Raw genomic sequence first — 16,586 nt, forward strand, 5'->3', positions numbered from 1 at the left:
GCAGGCATTTGATAGGGGTTATTAAACCTTAAATAATTATTAAGTGAATAATAAAACATTTTTAAGCTCTAAAGTATTACGCATAAGTAACATATGAGAAAATACATACTACTATTGACCATTGCTTTAAGCGTAATAACAGCCTCCGCACAGCAATCGCTTTTGACAAGAAAAATAGCCGATAAGAATGGACAGGCCATTCCTTTTGTTTCTATTTATATCCGTAATTCCACCTATGGTACAACCGCCAACGAAAACGGAATTTACCAGTTCAAACTTGCTCCCGGCACCTATAACGTCATATATCGCTATGTTGGATATACTGAAAAGATAGAGCAGGTAGCCATAACAGATCAGGATCAGGAACATAACGTACAAATGGATGATGAAGTATTTGCCACCAACAGGGTAGCCGAAATTTATCGTAAAAACCGGGATGCGGCCGATACCATCATGAAGCAGGTGCTAAAAAAGCGGAAGTATTATATTGAAGAGGCTGCGTCCTACTCATGCGCCGTTTATATTAAGGGGGTGCAAAAGTTGTTGAGTGTGCCCAAATCGTTGCTGGGGCAGGAGGTAAGGAAAACACTCGATCTGGATACTAACGGACGCGGTATCCTCTATCAGTCCGAATCATTATCCGAATATAATTTTCAAAAGCCCAACAAGGTGCGGGAGATTACCATTGCTAACCGAATGGCCGGGCAGAACACGGCATTCGGCTACAAAAAAGCATCCGACCTGCAAGCCAATTTTTACCAGAATGTATTTATCATAAACGGATTGGCCTCCCGGGGCTTTGTATCGCCGGTTGCGTCATATGGTCCCAGATTTTATAATTACAAATTGTTAGGGACTTCGGTTGAAAATGGCCATACCATTCATAAGATCCAGGTAATTCCGAAGCGCGGGCATGGCCAGTATTTTCAAGGTGACATTTATATTGTTGACGGCGACTGGCGCATTTACAGCGTTGACCTGTTTATTGAAAATAAAACAAGCAACCTTAACCTGGTTGATACTTTAAAGATCAGGCAGCAATACGTAGCCATAACTGATAGCGTATGGATGCCTGCATCAACCCAATATAACTTTAAAGGTGCCGTTTTCGGGTTTAAATTTGGTGGTTATTACGCCGCTGTTTACAATAACTATAAAATCAACCCAACTTTTCCTGATGGCTTTTTTACCGGGGAGATTTTAAAAATTGATACCGTGGCCAATAGCAAAAAGCCCGGTTACTGGGCCAATGCACGACCGATCCCTTTAACTGCTTCTGAGGATCGTGATTACAGGAAAAAAGATGCTTTTGAAGAATATAAAAAAACGGATACTTACCTGGATTCGCTTCAGCATCATAAAAACCATATCAACTATCCGGGTTACCTGATTTTTGGTTACGCCGCCAGCAATAAAAGCAACAGGGATTCATTGTATATTTTCCCGTTTATACAAACTTTTTATTACAACACGGTTGAGGGGTTTGGGATTAACGCTAAGGTAAGTTATATCCGTACTATTGATGATTTTCATTCTTTAACGGTTACGCCGGCTGTTCGCTATGGTTTCTCCAATAAGATCTTCAGCGCCAACATGGGCTTTGAGTATAAGAATGATCCGTTCCATAACGCTAAGTTTTACGCTGATTTTGGCAGCGATGTACTCGATCTTAATAATGTTGGCACACGTTCATTATATTTCAATACGCTGAGTACGCTCCTGAGCGAAAACAACTACGTTAAATATTACCGCAGTCATTATGGTGATTTTGGCTACCAGCGCGAAATATTGAATGGCGTTTTTTTAAAAGGCGGGTTGTCGTATTCAAGTCGTTCGCAGTTGTACAATACGTCGTTTAGCAAGATAAAAGATAATAAGGATCGTGAGTTTACTTCAAACAACCCGTTGGCCCCTCCGGGCACCCCGGCTAATGACCACTCTTTTTTGTTTCCGGATAACCAGGCTTTGGTATTTAACGCATCGGCCACCTTTACTTTCGACCAGCGGTACGAAACCCGGCCCACCGGCAAATTTAACCTGCCCTCAAAATATCCAACGTTAACGGTAAACTATCGCAAGGGGTTTAAAAACATCATTGGCTCGGATGTAGATTATGATTTTGCTTCTGTGGATCTTTCACAAGACCATATCCGCGTAGGGCTTACCGGCTATTCATCCTTTAAACTATCAGGCGGCGGTTTTTTCAATAACAATACGCTGTATTACATGGATTATAACCACTTTTTAGGTAACCAGGGTACCACTTTCGACCCTACCTATGTGGGCAGCTTTCACTTCCTGCCGTTTTATACCTACAGTACCAACGGCGCTTTTTTAGAAGCGCATTACCAGCATAACTTTGCCGGGTCGATATTTAACCATATTCCGCTGTTACGGAAATTTAAGCTCGAAGAGATTATCGGGGCCAATTATCTCACCACAAAAAACAACCGAAACTACCGCGAGTTTTATGTAGGCATCCAGCGCCTCATTTTCCGGGTTGACTATGGTATTTCCTACGCAGGCGATAAAAAGTACATTCAGGGCTTCAGGATCTTTTACGGAATAAGGTAGGGGAGAGTCCGGAAGTCGGAAAGTCCGCATAAGTCCGAAAGTTTTTTTCTCGTGATTTTAATGATTGATCTTTTTCTTACGGACTTTCGGACTTCAGACTTTCGGACTACGAACAAAGTTCGTATCTTTGCCGCGCTCATTTAACACTGTTTGCAGCAGTATCAATGATTTTATGGAAATGTATAATACCCTACTATACTATTGTTATTCAACAATAGCTAATGCGGAGCAGTTTGCTGCCGATCATTTAAAATTTTGTAAAAGTTTAGGTTTAACCGGGCGCATTATTGTGGCCGATGAAGGGCTTAACGGTACCGTTTCGGGCTCTGTCGAAGCTTGTAAAGCCTACATGGATACCCTGCACGCCGACGAGCGTTTTGCCGGTATCGACTTTAAAATTGATGAAGTAGATACGCCTTCGTTTGTAAAAATGCACGTGCGTTATAAATCGGAGATCGTACACTCAGGTCTTCGTGACCCGAATGTGATCGACCCTAAGCAACAAACAGGTAAACACCTGGAGCCAAAAGAGTTTTTGGCGATGAAGGACAGGGACGATGTGGTTGTTTTGGATGTACGCTCCAACTACGAGCACTCTTTAGGCAAGTTTAAAAATGCGGTAACCCTTGATATCGATAACTTCCGTGATTTTCCGGCGATGATCAATGAGCTGGCTAAGTACAAGGATAAAAAGATCCTGACCTATTGCACCGGTGGTATCAAATGCGAAAAAGCATCGGCATTACTCTTGCATGAGGGTTTTCCTGAAGTGTACCAGTTGCATGGCGGCATCATTAAATACGGCAAGGAAGCAGGCGGCGAGGATTTTGAGGGCAAATGCTATGTGTTTGATAACCGCCTTTCTGTTGATGTGAACAGCGTTAACCCGGTTGTTATTTCAACTTGTTTAAATTGCGGCAAAACTACGCCAAAAATGATCAATTGTGCCAACCCCGAGTGCAATGAGCATTTTACCCAGTGCGATGAATGCGGTACTGCTATGGATGGCTGCTGCAGCATCGCTTGTAAAGAGCATCCGCGTAAACGCGTTTATGATGGTACCGGTTATTATGTAAAAGTGCCGCAGCCAGTAAATGTAAGTAAAAGCAAATTGCAGCCTGCCGATTAAAATCATCTGCATGATAAATGATACCGAGCTTATCCATAAGGGTATGCTTTTTTATTTATCTGGCTCAAACATTACTTTCGTAAGTTGAATTACATTAGCATCATTTTATTTTAGCCATGCGTAAACCCCTGTTAGTTTTTATTTACCTGCTTTGTATTTCGGTTTGGCAAGCATTTGCGGTTGATATCAAGAGCATAGGGGTACCATATGTGCAAAATTATACCAAAGCGCTTTACCAGTTTGGCAATCAAAACTGGTCGGTAACGCGCGATGAGCATGAGATCATGTACTTTGGCAATGCCGAAGGCCTGCTGACCTTTGATGGCAAGTACTGGCAGCAGTACCACATGCCTAATGGCTTAATTGTACGTTCGGTTAGTGCGGATGGCAAGGGAAAGGTTTATGCAGGGGGCTATGGCGAGTTTGGTTACTGGCACAATGATGGCAGGGGTATTTTAAAATATACCTCGCTTATTAACCTGGTACCTAAAAGTTTTTTGCCGGTAACAGAAGAAATCTGGAAGATATACTGCGATAACGACAGGGTGCTTTTTCAATCATTCGGTGCTATTTATATTTATTCGGCCGGTAAAATTGAGGTGGTAAAAACGCATGAGCCGTATTTGTTTCTTTTTAAAAGCGGTAGCCATTTTTTTGTAGAGCAGTTAACTAAAGGCATTTTTGAGCTTAAGGGTTCAAAGTTGCAATATATTGAAGGGAGCAACATTTTAGGTGCAAGCGGTGTGTTATCTATTTTGCCTTTTCAGCACAATAAATATCTCATCGGCACGGCAAAGAGCGGCTTGTTTATCTATGACGGAAAAACAGTAAAGCCATGGGCCAACCAGGCTAACGATTTTTTAACAACCTATCAGCTAAATAATGGCGCAGCTATAGCAAATAAATATTTTGCCTATGGCACTATCCTAAATGGCATAGTGATCATTGACACCGCGGGGCGCGTGGTTCAGCATATCAATAAAGCAAGTGGTATGCAAAACAATACCGTGTTAAGCCTTTATACGGATGCGGGGCAAAACTTGTGGGCAGGGCTTGATAATGGGATCGACAGGATAGAGGTTAATTCGCCTTTGTATTTTTATTTCGACAAAACAGGCAAGTTTGGTACGGTTTATTCCAGTATCATTTTTGATAAAAAGATCTATCTCGGTACCAATCAGGGTTTATTTTACAGCGATTGGCTGCCTGATAACTATAACAGCCCATTTCAAACATTTGATTTTAAGCTGATCCCCGGCTCGCAGGGGCAGGTGTGGGATTTGTCGTTACAGGACAACAGGTTGCTTTGCGGCCATAATGATGGAACATACCAGGTAAACGGAGCTTCAATGAAAAAAATCTCCGACGTAACAGGTGGCTGGACTATCAAGAAAATGGCTCCCGATGTGCTGATGCAGGGTACCTATACAGGTTTGGTTATTTACCGGAAAGATGCCGGAGGCAATTGGCAGTATAGCCACAAACTGACAGGGTTTAGTGAGCCCTCCCGTTACGTGGAGCGTGATGCCAAAGGTCAGATTTGGGTGAGCCATGCTTATAAAGGGATCTATAAACTCACTTTAAGTGCCGATCAGCGCTCTGTAGTATCGCACATTTATTACGACAAAAAGCATGGATTGCCCGGAAGCTACAACATCAATGTATTTGACCTGGATAATCGCATCGTTTTCTCTTCCGATTCAGGTTTTTATGTTTATGATGATATTACAGACAGGTTTTATAAATATCAGCAGCTTAACAGCAAGCTGGGTACATTTGCAACCTCAAGCAAAATCATAAAGGCAATAGGGAAAAAATACTGGTTCATTAACCAGGGCAGGGTTGGTTTGGCCGACATGTCTGTTCCCGGTAAGCTAACTATTGATACCAACAGGTTTTCTATTCTGAACGGCCAAATGGTACAACACTATGAAACCATCAACCGTATTAACAATTCAACTTATTTAATAAGCGTTGATGATGGCTTTGTGATCTTGAACGATGCGGATGCCCAACTGCCCAATAGGGTCAAAATACCCGATGTTTTGATCAGGAGGATAGAGAATGTTACTGATAAGGTTACGCTGATAAGCGAAGCAGGAGAGGAAAGCAACAACATTGAAGTTCCTTATGCAGAGAATAACATTCGCATAAGTTATTCGCTGCCTTACTATACGCAGGCAAAGATCAGGTTTCAATATTACCTGGAAGGATACTCGCATCAATGGAGCGAGTGGACGCCTTTAAGCCAAAAAGAGTTTACCAACCTTAACCAGGGCACCTATAATTTCAAGGTACGCGCAAAAATCAATGATCAGTACCAATCTGCTGTTTCAACAATAACTTTTACAGTGTTGCCGCCCTGGTATGCCGGCAAAATAGCAATGGTGTTTTATGTGTTGCTGGCTGTATTGCTGTTTTATTTGATAAGGTATTATTACGGCCTTAAATTAAAAAAACATCAGCAGCAAATTCACCAAAAGCTACAAAAAGAAAAAGAGGAATTTCTGAAACAGGAGGCCATAGCCAACGAGCAGCATATCATCAACATAAAAAATGAACAGCTGCAGGCCGACCTGGCCAGCAAAAGCCGTGAGCTTGCCAACTCGGCCATGAACATAGTTTATAAAAATGAGTTGCTGCAAAAGATAAGCGACGAACTAACCCACCTGAAAGGAGGCGATGGTAAGAAACTTGCAGATGAGCAATTGCGGCGCATCCAGAAAGTGATTGATGAAGGCATGAGTGATGACCGCGACTGGAACATTTTTGAAAACAGTTTCAACGAAGCACACGAAAATTTCTTTAAAAAATTGAAAGCCGGCCACCCGGATCTGGTACCAAATGATCTTAAATTATGCGCTTACCTGCGTATGAACATGAGCAGTAAAGAGATGGCTTCACTACTTAATATTTCATTACGGGGTGTGGAAATCCGGCGGTACAGGCTCCGCAAAAAGCTCAACCTGGAGCATGATAAAAACCTTACCGAGTTTCTCATCGAGCTTTAACACTACATCATTACCTCTCATTGTGTCATTTTGAGGCATTGGATGCTATGCACGTTGTGTAGTAGTAGGTCTGCTTTTAACTATCTGTTAAATAGGTTGTTATGTTTTGTAAAAACATTTCATGTGAAAGTATTCTTATACAGGTGTATTAATGTTGAGTTACATTATTTGTTAAAGGCTGATTATCTGTACAGCTTTGCAAATCAACAAACCAATTATTTTTTCAATCCGTATTATTTATTAACCACTATGAAAAGAATATTTACTATTTCAGGGTTGATGTTGTTACTGTTGTTTTGCAATGACGCAGCGTTTGCACAAAACGTTACACTAAAAGGTAAAATAACTGACGGAAAAACAGGCGAAGCCTTAATAGGCGTGTCTGTTTCAGTTAAAGGAACAACTATAGGCACCCAAACAGACGTAAATGGCGCGTTCACACTTAACGCCCCCGCTAATTCCACTTTAAATGTTGCTTATATAGGTTATGCCACACAAACTGTGGCCGTAGGTACGCAAACAACCATTAACATAACTTTGCAGCCGCAAACCAACGAACTGCAACAGGTAGTTGTTATTGGCTACGGTACCCAACGAAAGCTTGACGTAACCGGTTCGATAGCTACGGTTAAAGGCGCCGATGTTGCCAAACAAGCTTCACCTAACGCACTGAGCGGTTTACAGGGTAAAGTATCAGGTGTACAAATCACCAACAGCGGTACTCCGGGTAAATCGCCGGATATTACTATTCGTGGTTTAGGTACTATTTATGGTAATACCAAACCGCTGTTTGTTGTTGACGGTGTTTGGTACGATGACATCAGCTTCCTTAACCCCCAGGATATTGAAAGCTTCAGTATTTTAAAAGATGCGTCAAGTACAGCTATCTACGGTATCCGTGCAGCCAACGGTGTAGTGTTAATCGGAACAAAACGTGGTACAAAGGGTAAACCGGTTATTAATTACAATGGATATGTAGGTCTTCAGGCTGTTACTAACCAGGTAAAAATGGCAAACGCTAACCAGTATGCTACAGCAGTGAATGAGCTTTCGGCATTAAATGGCGGCGACCCGATATTCAGCGATCCTTCATCATACGGTAAAGGAACCGACTGGTATAAACAAATATTGCGCAAAGCATTTACTACAAACCATGAGGCATCAATAAGCGGTGGTACTGATAAGTATACTTACAACTATTCGTTTGGTTATCTTAACCAGGATGGTTTGGCTAAAACAAATAATTATCAGCGTTACACTGTTCACTTGTCAAATGATTTTAAGCCAACTAAAAACTTAAAATTCGGTTATACCGCAAGTGGTTTGTCGGATGTATCGCGTGATGTTAACAGCGACATTTTTCACCAGTTATTTGGCGCGGCCCCTACACTACCTGTACGAAAAGCTGATGGCGGTTATGGCGATCCTAACGATTACGGCACCGGCGATGGTAATAACTATAACCCGCAGGCCACTATTGATTTCTTTAATCAGCGTACAAAAAACAAGCGTTTTACCTATAACGCTTACGGCGAAGTTACCTTCCTTAAAAACTTCAAATTTAAGTCGAGCTTTGGCGGCGATATCAGCCAGAATGAAGTAAGGGGATATTCCCCTCAATACTTTGCTACCTTAAAACAACAGAGTAATAAAACCAATCTGGACATCAACCATACTGATGTCCGTAACTGGATTTGGGAGAATACACTTACCTATGATGTTAAAATAAAAGATCATAAAATTATAGCTTTGGTAGGTTACAGTGCCCAAAATAACCATACTAAACAAATAGACGGTAAGGCTGATTATGTTCCGTATGTGAAAAACGGCAGCATCAGAAGCTCTTTCCCTGATACCACCAATGTAAACTACTTTGCAACTCCGGGCAGCCAGATCCATACCCGTGCATTATCACAGTTTGCACGTGTTAATTATTCGTTCAGGGATAAATATTTGCTGAACGCCTCTATTCGTCGTGATGGTGCTTCTCAGTTTTATGGAGACCATACTTATGGATACTTCCCTTCGGTTGGTGCGGGCTGGGTAATTACTAACGAGGAGTTCATGAAAGATCAGAAAGTATTCAGTAACCTGAAATTACGCGGAAGCTGGGGAAAAGTTGGTAACTCAGGGGTACCCATTAACCCAACCGTACAGGTTATTGCAACAGATCCTTACCTGACAGGTTTATTCGGCAACCCGACTACAATTTATCCGGGTGCAAGTATTAACTCAATAGTACCGCCATCTATCGTTTGGGAAAAAACAGTATCATCTGATTTTGGTATAGAAGGTGGCCTGCTTGAAAATAAATTAACTTTTGAAGCCGATTATTACAACAGGGAAACCCAGGATGCTATTTTCGCAATCCCGGTTGCAGGCTCATTAGGTACGGTTAACAGCTCATTGATAGGCAACCAGGCAAGTATTCAAAACAGGGGATGGGAGTTTTCATTAGGTTGGAAAGATAATCCATCTAAAGATTTCAATTACAGCCTTAGTGCTAATATTGGCATCAACAATAATAAAGTACTTAAAGTTGTAACCGGTCAAAACCCAATTTATGACGGCGGCGAAGGTATTGCCAATGGTGCATTGGCTACACGTACCGTGGTTGGCCAGCCAATAGGCCAGTTTTATGGATACAAGGTGACGGGTATTTTCCAAACAGCAGCGCAGGTTGCTGCTTCAAAACAACCTGGTGCGGCTCCCGGCGACTTCATTTACCAGGATACCAATAACGACGGTATATTGGATAGCCGCGACCGTGTAGCTTTAGGTAGCCCTTTGCCAAAATATAACTATGGTATAAATACTTCATTCACTTATAAAAACTTCGACCTGGCATTAGATTTCCAGGGTGTAGCCGGTGTCAGTGTTTATAATGCCAATATCGCTTACCGCTTTGGTAACGAAAACTTCACGCAGGATTTTTATGAACACCGCTGGCATGGAGCTAATACTTCAAATACCTACCCTTCAGTAAATGTTGGTAAAAATAGCAATGCCGCTCCCAACTCTTTCTATGTTGAAAGCGGTGCATACTTCAGGATGAGGAATGCACAATTGGGCTACACCATACCGGGCGATTTCCTGAAAAAACTGAATATTTCAAAAGTGAGGATCTATGCAAATGCGCAAAATGCCATCAACCTGTTCGGCTACAAAGGCTTCTCGCCGGAGATCGGCGGTGATGTAGGCAGCCGTGGTATTGATGCAAGTGTGTATCCGTTGTTTGCTACCTATAATTTTGGTGTTAACGTTACTTTTTAATCAATATAAAGATGAAAAATAGTACAAAATATTCGCGTAAGGTCGTTGCTTTAGGCCTTATCGCTTCAATCATATCGTTTCAAAGCTGTAAAAAAAGCTTCTTAAATGTGGACCCGGCACAAAATACCGCGGCTACCCAATTTTTTAAAACCCAGGATGATGCTACTAAAGCGGTTAGCGCCATGTATGCCAACCTGCGCGAGTGGAACAACATCGCCTTTGCACCTATTGCTGTAGAGAGCATGGGTTCTGATGATGTAGAAAAAGGCAGTACCGCCAGCGATGCTACCTTTTTTAATGACTACCATAACTTTACCATTACCTCGGGTGATGCCCAACTGGGTGGTTTCTGGAAAGGGCAGTATCAAAACATCAATTTTGCTAACCAGATCCTGACTAATGTGCCTGGTATTACGATGGACGAAACTTTAAAAGCCAGATACCTGGCCGAAGCTAAGTTTATCAGGGCTTATTCATATTTCAGGTTGGTTAGGGCATTTGGCGATGTACCATTACGTTTAAGCTTACCTAAGGATGCTTCTGAATATAACCTGCCACGTACTGCCAAAGCACAGGTTTGGGCAGCTATTGAAACAGATTTGACTGATGCTGCCAATGTATTGCCGCAAACCTACAGTTCTGCTGATATAGGTCACGCTACAAAAGGCGCCGCCATTGCACTGCATGCAAAAGTTGCCATGTATCTAAAAAAATGGAGCGATGTTTTAAGCTATACCAACCAGGTTATGGGTTTTGGTTATTCATTGTATCCTGATTATGAGCAAATGTTCCGTACAACGCATAAAAACAACCAGGAATCGATATTTGAGGTACAGTGTGCTTTGATCCCTAATAATCCGGCTGCTTCAAATTCGCAGTACTCTCAGGTACAGGGCGTACGTGGTGTTACGGGCGGCGGCTGGGGCTTTAACGTGCCGAGCGCAGGTTTAGCTGCTGCTTACGAAACCGGCGACCCGCGTCGTGATGCTACTATCATATTCAGGGGCGAAACTACACCCGAGGGTGATAAGATCCCGGCTACCGGCGATAACCCAATGTATAACCAAAAATCATACGTGCCTTTCAGCCTGTATGTATCAGGTTTTAATGAAGGCTGCCAGCAAAACAAGATCGTATTACGTTACGCCGACGTATTGCTGATGAACGCTGAAGCAAATAATGAACTTGGTAATTCTGCAGCTGCATTAATTCCGTTAGAGCAGGTTCGTGCCCGCGCCCGTGCTGGAAATAACGCTATTTTACCTAAAGTTACAACTACCGATCAGGCTGCATTACGCACTGCCATATACAATGAAAGAAGGGTTGAGCTTGCTATGGAATTTGAACGTTATTTCGATGTGATCCGTCAGGGCAGGGGTACTGCAGTTTTTGGTTCACGTGGTTGGAAAGCTGGCAAAAATGAAGTATGGCCTGTACCGCAAAATGAAATTGACCTGAGCGGTGGCGCATTAACGCAAAACCCTGGTTATTAATTAGCCAATAAAATACACACAGTTGATTGATCATGAGGTTGCCTTGTTGGGTTTAACGGGCAACCTCTTTTTTTAATGAAAACCCTGTTTTTCATATTCAAACGCAAATAGCTTTATGAAAAAACTATTTATTACTCCGGTATTTATATTGGCTGCCATTTGTTCCTTTGCTCAAAAACAAGCAAAAAAAACAGATGATGGTATCAAACCTGTTGGAATTATTAAAAACCTTACCGATAGCGCCCTGCTTGATGTGGTGCAGCGCCAAACCTTCCGTTACTTTTGGGATTTTGGTCACCCGGTAAGCGGACTGGCCCGCGAACGCAGTAATACTTCTTTTGATTATGGTAATGAAGTGGTAACCACGGGAGGTTCGGGTTTTGGCATTATGTCGCTCATTGTGGCCGACAACCGCAAATGGATTACCCATGAACAGGCGGTTGACCGTATGGTGAAGATCGTTAACTTTTTATACAAGGCCGACGCTTTTCACGGTGCTTTTCCGCATTGGTTAAATGGTGAAACAGGCAAAGTGATCCGCTTTGGCCGGAAGGACGATGGTGGGGATATTGTTGAGTCGGCTTATTTATTCCAGGGCTTGTTGTGTGCAAGGCAATATTTCAATGCCGATGCCCCTAAAGAGCGCCGGATCCGTGATGTAATTAACTGGATGTGGGGCGAAATGGAATGGAACTGGTACACCCGCGACGGTCGCGATGCCCTTTACTGGCACTGGAGCCCCAACAATGGCTGGGCCATGAATTTTCCGATCCACGGATTTAACGAATGTTTAATAACGTATGTACTGGCAGCATCGGCACAGCGTTACCCGGTTAGCGCTGAGGTATATCACCGCGGCTGGGCGCAAAGCGACTTCTTTAAAAACGGGAAAACTTTTTATGGTTTTAAACTGCCGCTTGGTTTTGATTATGGCGGTCCGCTATTCTTCTCGCAATATTCATTCCTCGGCCTTAATCCTAAGGGATTAAAGGATGAGTATGCCGATTACTGGGAGCAAAATAAAAACCACACATTGATCAATCATGCTTACTGTGTTGATAACCCTAAAAAGTTTAAGGGCTATGGTGAAAATTGCTGGGGCCTAACTGCCAGCGATAACTTTGAAGGATACAATGCCCATTCGCCAACTAACGATCTGGGTGTAATTACCCCAACTGCGGCATTATCGGCGTTCCCTTATACCCCCGAATACTCGATGAAAGCACTGCGCCATTTTTATTATGACCTGGGCGATAAGATCTGGGGCGAATATGGTTTTACCGATGCCTTCAGCGAATCGCATAACTGGTACGCCAACTCCTATTTAGCTATAGACCAGGGGCCGATTATTGTGATGATTGAAAATTACCGTACCGGCTTGCTCTGGAAACTTTTCATGAGCTGTCCCGAAGTACAGGGAGGCTTGAAAAAGCTTGGTTTTGAAAGCCCTGCTATCGCAAAAAATTAATTCGGCATAAAAAAATAAACAAAAGGCCGTTAAAGGGGTTAAATTTGTTTTGAAGCTACAGCGGTAATTACACCGCTTGCAAAACAAAGAAGCATTTTAACCCATGATCAAAATATTACGAATCACAGGAATGCTAAGCTTGCTCTTAGCATTTTCTTTTTTAGCCAAAGCCCAAAATTTGACCTCGTTTGATAGGGGCAGCTTTATTTTTAAAGTAGATACACTGCCATACCGCATTTTATTTCCCAAACATTTTAACCCGGGGCAAAAGTACCCTCTGTTATTTGTGCTGCATGGTTCGGGCGAACGTGGAAACAATAACGAATCGCAGCTGGCTTACGGAGCGCAAAGACTTTTGCAGGATAGTTGCAGAGAATTGTATGAAGCCATAGTGGTTTTTCCACAATGCCCCACAAAAAGCTACTGGAGTAATGTGAAACAGGTTACCGACTCAGCAACCAATAAACGGAAATTTATTTTCCAGGAGGATGCGCCGCCAACAATGGCTATGATTATGTTGATGGGGCTTGTTGACCAGTTTTTGGAGAAACCTTTTGTTGATAAGCACAAAGTTTACGTAGGTGGTCTGAGTATGGGCGGCATGGGCACCTTCGAGATCATTGGCCGCGAACCTAAGATATTTGCAGCCGCCTTTGCCATTTGCGGCGGTGATAACACCTTAAATGCAAAAAAATATGCCAAAAAAGTTCCGCTATGGATATTCCACGGCAATAATGACCCGGTAGTACCTGCTGATCATTCGCAGGTAATGGTTGATGCCATTAAAGAGGCGGGAGGACATCCAAGGTTTACCCTATATCCTGGTGTAGGGCATAATAGCTGGGATAACGCTTTTAATGAGCCTGATTTGCTGCATTGGCTGTTTTCGCATAGTAAGTGATAACGGCATCGGCCGGAGGCCGTGAAATAGTTACCACCCGGCTTTGGCCCATAGCCGTTAACTTAAGGAAGAAAAAGCGCGGGATTGTGTGATTCCTCTCTTGAGAGGGGCGGAGGGGTGTATTTCTGCTTTGATAAGCTTGTAGCAGAAATACACCCCTGCCACCACTCGTTCCTCAGCGCCCCCTCTCGAGACTATCGTGTGTACACATCTTTAAAGAATTGTCATTTCGATAGAGCAGCGGCGGGTTGAGTGGTAGAGCGAAAGAGAAATCTTCTACACCACGCAAGTCCGATAAGTATGCCGGCTTAGCAGGGTGTACAAGATTTCTCACTCGTTCCTCGTATCGAAATGACAATCGGTTAATAAATAATGTTTATTCCCCCCCTTCTGATTTTTTAGGAAGATTTTTGGCGTTGAAGCGTGGCTTAAATCCCAATTTAGGTGCAGAAGTGTCTGTAGCCGGCGACTGAGGCTCTTCGGTCGGCTTATCCTCTTTTTTATCTTCTGGCGGCGCCTTAGCTTCAGGGGCTTTGGGTTTTATTGCAGCAGCATTAAAGCGAGGCTTAAAGCCAGGTTTTGGAGCGGGAGTTTCAGTCGGGTTTACTTCTTCAAATGTTGGTTGTGAAGTTTCAGTTGATGGTTCCTCCTCTTTATTTTCAGTTTCTTCTTCACTTTCAGCCGGTTTCGGTTTCATCATAGCCGCGTTAAAACGAGGTTTGAAGCCTATTTTAGGCGCCGGTGTTTCAACTGCCGGTTGTTGAGGTTCGTTAGCAGATGTATCTTCTTTTTTCTCTGCAGGAGGTGTTTCGCTTTCAGCCTGTTTGGGTTTCACCATACCTGCGTTAAAGCGTGGCTTAAAGCCTATTTTAGGTGCGGGTGCTTCCGCAGTTGGGGACTGTGGTTCTGCTGTGTTTTCTTCTTTTTTATCTTCTGCCGATGCTTCAGTCTCTGCTGGCTTTGGTTTTACCATGGCTGCATTAAAGCGGGGCTTGAAACCGGGTTTGGCAGGTGTTGTCGTCGGTGATTCGGCAGCAGGAGTCGGAGTTCCGGTTTGTGGCTCGTCACTTATTGCCTGTGGTTCCCCACTTGCTGCCGGTTTGGCTTTTGCCATAGCCGGGTTGAAACGCGGCTTGAATGCCGGTTTTGGCGCCGCTTCCGCAGATGAAGCTTCCGGTGTAGCCGGCTCCGTTGCCTGTTCTTTAAGTTCTTCAGCAGGAGTCGCCGGTTTTGGTGTCACTGCGCGGAACTTCGGTGTAAAGCCAACCTTGGCCGCTGTGCCGGGTTCTATCAAACTTTCGGTAATGGTTTGTTCGGCAAGCGGGTTTTTGATATGTGCCTTTTCGGTTTTAACCTCAAGCGGTACCGGGAACTGGCGCCTTAGTTTATTAAACCAGTACTTTTTAGTATGGTCGAAACTTTTTTCGCCCATCTGTTCAAAATGATCTTTAAATTCAGAAAACAAAGCCGGTTCGCCCTGTTGCAGAGCGGCAAGGTCAATTCTTTTCTTCTTTAAAAATTCTTCAAAAACCATTTTTTGTTTAGATGTAAGAATCAGGAATCAAGACTGTAAGATGAAGATTTAACCTCTTACATCTCGTACCCTATTCTTGTTTTTTTCTTGTTTCCTGACTCTTGCTGTCCTGACTCTAAGCTAAAGCGAAACATCCACACCCAGCTTGTTAAACCGGATGCCTTTTTCGGTTTGGCTCCAGTCTTCACGTTCCTCGTCGGTAGCGTTCAGTAACTGTGGAAACCATTCCAGCGGAAAAGCCTGGGGTTTGCCACCATCAGTTTCCACAAAAAGCAAGCCGTTAGCAAAGGTAACCTTTACTTTTTTCTCTCCTTTACGTGTGTTGAATAGTGGCATATCGGCCCCCTCTAAATCTCCCCCGGAAGGGGAGACTTTTGTTTTTAATATTATGTATTCAAAGCCCTCCCTTTCGGGGAGGGTTGGGCGGGGCTCTTACTCCGCCATATTATGGTAAACAGCCTGCACGTCGTCATCTTCCTCCAAACGGTCAATCAGTTTCATGATATCGGTAACCTGTTCTTCGGTAACGGCGTGGAACGATTGCGGTACGCGCTCTAATTTGGCTGATTTTACCTCGATGCCGATTTCTTCCAATGCTTTTTGCATTTTACCAAAATCTTCAAAAGCTGTGTGGATTACTGCAATATCGTTGCCATTTTCGTCAGCCTCGACAAAAATCTCTTCCAAACCTGCGTCTATCAGTTCAAATTCAAGTTCTTCCAGGTCGCGTTCGCCCGGCTCAAAAGTGAAAACCGACTTGCGGGTGAAGATGAAATCCAATGATCCGGTTTTACCTAACGAACCACCATATTTTGTAAAGTAACTGCGTACGTTGGCAACGGTACGGTTAGTGTTATCAGTTGCAGTTTCAACCAAAACGGCAACGCCATAAGGCGCGTATCCTTCGTAAACAAGCTCTTCGTAATCTTTTTCGTCGCGGCTACTGGCGCGTTTAATGGCTGCTTCAACACGGTCTTTAGGCATGTTTACGGCCTTGGCGTTTTGTACTGCAGTACGTAAGCGCGAGTTGGTGTTAACATCACCGCCGCCGGCTTTAACAGCCATTACAATTTCTTTACCTAAACGGGTAAACTGCACTGCCATTTTGGCCCAGCGCTTAAACTTTCTTTCTTTGCGGAATTCAAATGCTCTTCCCATGTTTTTTTAGTTCATTGTTCATGGTTGATGGTTCATGGATCAACC

The 16,586-nt window shown here is 43.3% G+C and carries 10 protein-coding genes; 7 read left to right on the forward strand and 3 right to left on the reverse strand.

The annotated features are described in order from the left end of the window. Nucleotides 1-93 precede the first annotated feature (93 nt). From SNE26_RS29290 to SNE26_RS29320, 7 genes are all read left to right on the forward strand, one after another. Nucleotides 94-2,574 carry a DUF5686 family protein gene (locus SNE26_RS29290; RefSeq protein WP_321557336.1) on the forward strand — a complete coding sequence of 827 codons (2,481 nt, stop codon included), beginning with the start codon at nucleotides 94-96 and terminating at the stop codon, nucleotides 2,572-2,574. Nucleotides 2,575-2,746: 172 nt separating this feature from the next. Beyond that, a complete protein-coding gene (locus tag SNE26_RS29295) occupies nucleotides 2,747-3,703 on the forward strand; it encodes a rhodanese-related sulfurtransferase (protein ID WP_321560063.1) in 957 nt (318 codons plus the stop codon). Between the two features lie 116 nt (nucleotides 3,704-3,819). Next, nucleotides 3,820-6,714 carry a triple tyrosine motif-containing protein gene (locus tag SNE26_RS29300; protein WP_321557337.1) on the forward strand — a complete coding sequence of 965 codons (2,895 nt, stop codon included), beginning with the start codon at nucleotides 3,820-3,822 and terminating at the stop codon, nucleotides 6,712-6,714. A 249-nt stretch (nucleotides 6,715-6,963) separates the two neighbouring features. Then, the gene (locus SNE26_RS29305; RefSeq protein ID WP_321557338.1) at nucleotides 6,964-9,987 is read left to right on the forward strand and encodes a TonB-dependent receptor; all 3,024 of its coding nucleotides are present in this window, start codon (nucleotides 6,964-6,966) and stop codon (nucleotides 9,985-9,987) included. 11 nt (nucleotides 9,988-9,998) lie between these two features. Next, complete coding sequence (locus SNE26_RS29310; RefSeq protein ID WP_321557339.1) at nucleotides 9,999-11,480, forward strand: RagB/SusD family nutrient uptake outer membrane protein; 1,482 nt, start codon at nucleotides 9,999-10,001, stop codon at nucleotides 11,478-11,480. 115 nt (nucleotides 11,481-11,595) lie between these two features. Further along, complete coding sequence (locus SNE26_RS29315; RefSeq protein ID WP_321557340.1) at nucleotides 11,596-12,948, forward strand: glucoamylase family protein; 1,353 nt, start codon at nucleotides 11,596-11,598, stop codon at nucleotides 12,946-12,948. Nucleotides 12,949-13,051: 103 nt separating this feature from the next. After that, nucleotides 13,052-13,849, forward strand: coding sequence for a dienelactone hydrolase family protein (locus tag SNE26_RS29320; RefSeq protein ID WP_321557341.1), 798 nt, complete (start codon nucleotides 13,052-13,054; stop codon nucleotides 13,847-13,849). A 376-nt stretch (nucleotides 13,850-14,225) separates the two neighbouring features. On the opposite strand, the gene SNE26_RS29325 is transcribed toward SNE26_RS29320, so the two are convergent. From SNE26_RS29325 to SNE26_RS29335, 3 genes are all read right to left on the reverse strand, one after another. After that, nucleotides 14,226-15,383, reverse strand: a complete 1,158-nt coding sequence (locus SNE26_RS29325; RefSeq protein WP_321557342.1) for a hypothetical protein — start codon at nucleotides 15,381-15,383, stop codon at nucleotides 14,226-14,228. A 120-nt stretch (nucleotides 15,384-15,503) separates the two neighbouring features. Further along, entirely contained in the window at nucleotides 15,504-15,719 is a 216-nt protein-coding gene (locus SNE26_RS29330; RefSeq protein WP_321557343.1) for a DUF2442 domain-containing protein, read from the reverse strand. Nucleotides 15,720-15,815: 96 nt separating this feature from the next. Continuing rightward, nucleotides 15,816-16,541 carry a YebC/PmpR family DNA-binding transcriptional regulator gene (locus SNE26_RS29335; protein ID WP_110587330.1) on the reverse strand — a complete coding sequence of 242 codons (726 nt, stop codon included), beginning with the start codon at nucleotides 16,539-16,541 and terminating at the stop codon, nucleotides 15,816-15,818. Nucleotides 16,542-16,586 lie beyond the last annotated feature (45 nt).

Origin of the sequence: Mucilaginibacter sp. cycad4 (assembly GCF_034263275.1) — a bacterium.
GTDB lineage: Bacteria > Bacteroidota > Bacteroidia > Sphingobacteriales > Sphingobacteriaceae > Mucilaginibacter.

Bases quoted from the DNA above. Each gene is read 5' to 3' on its own strand.
- SNE26_RS29290 (WP_321557336.1), top strand. From the start codon at position 94: ATGAGAAAATACATACTACTATTGACCATTGCTTTAAGCGTAATAACA.
- SNE26_RS29295 (WP_321560063.1), top strand. From the start codon at position 2,747: ATGGAAATGTATAATACCCTACTATACTATTGTTATTCAACAATAGCT.
- SNE26_RS29300 (WP_321557337.1), top strand. From the start codon at position 3,820: ATGCGTAAACCCCTGTTAGTTTTTATTTACCTGCTTTGTATTTCGGTT.
- SNE26_RS29305 (WP_321557338.1), top strand. From the start codon at position 6,964: ATGAAAAGAATATTTACTATTTCAGGGTTGATGTTGTTACTGTTGTTT.
- SNE26_RS29310 (WP_321557339.1), top strand. From the start codon at position 9,999: ATGAAAAATAGTACAAAATATTCGCGTAAGGTCGTTGCTTTAGGCCTT.
- SNE26_RS29315 (WP_321557340.1), top strand. From the start codon at position 11,596: ATGAAAAAACTATTTATTACTCCGGTATTTATATTGGCTGCCATTTGT.
- SNE26_RS29320 (WP_321557341.1), top strand. From the start codon at position 13,052: ATGATCAAAATATTACGAATCACAGGAATGCTAAGCTTGCTCTTAGCA.
- SNE26_RS29325 (WP_321557342.1), bottom strand. From the start codon at position 15,383: ATGGTTTTTGAAGAATTTTTAAAGAAGAAAAGAATTGACCTTGCCGCT.
- SNE26_RS29330 (WP_321557343.1), bottom strand. From the start codon at position 15,719: ATGCCACTATTCAACACACGTAAAGGAGAGAAAAAAGTAAAGGTTACC.
- SNE26_RS29335 (WP_110587330.1), bottom strand. From the start codon at position 16,541: ATGGGAAGAGCATTTGAATTCCGCAAAGAAAGAAAGTTTAAGCGCTGG.